The 648-nt window shown below is 40.9% G+C and carries 1 protein-coding gene; it reads right to left on the bottom strand.

What is annotated here, in order from left to right:
• A partial coding sequence (locus B5F34_RS17225; protein ID WP_162609367.1) for an AAA family ATPase occupies positions 1–476 on the bottom strand: 476 nt, incomplete at its 3' end.
• Between the last annotated feature and the right edge of the window lie 172 nt (positions 477–648).

Here is a 648-nt window from a genome sequence, read left to right as displayed (position 1 = left end):
TCTTTCCCCATTGCCCAAAGATACTCTTCAAAATCCAGTGGATAAAGGGTTAATTCTTCTACTTTACCTACGGGATAAGAGTACTTTTGACGATTCACAGCAACTCCCAACAAAGAACCGGCTGCCACGACGTGGTATTGCGGAGCCTGCTCGTAGAAATACTTTAAAGCGGTGAGAGCTCGCTCACAGGCTTGTATCTCATCAAAGAAAATCAAGGTTTTGCCTGCCGTAATCCGTTCCCCTTTCAGAGCTTCAATAAAAGGAATAAGTTTGTCGGGAGAAAGCTCGGCATCAAGGAACCGTGTCAATACATGCTCTATTTCCATATTAAGATAAACCATATTCTCAAAATGTTCATGCCCGAACTCTTGCAAAATGTAGGTCTTCCCCACCTGTCGTGCCCCACCTATAACTAAGGGCATCCGATGCGGTTTGTTTTTCCACTCGTTTAATGCAATGCTGATTTTACGTTTCATATCCTCAAAATTTGAAGCAAAGATATGAAAACATTCCGAAAAATCAATTGAAGCCTGACTTTTTCTACCATTTTTATCCTTTATTTATATCGATAGGTCATAACAACAGGAAAGTGAGTCTAAATCTTCTGGTAGCTTCATCGGCCATTGATACAACTTAAGAGCTGAAGAC

The organism is Mediterranea sp. An20 (assembly GCF_002160055.1).
GTDB lineage: Bacteria > Bacteroidota > Bacteroidia > Bacteroidales > Bacteroidaceae > Bacteroides > Bacteroides avicola.
Note: the sequence above shows the minus strand (reverse complement) of the source record. Positions and strands in the feature narration are given on the sequence as shown.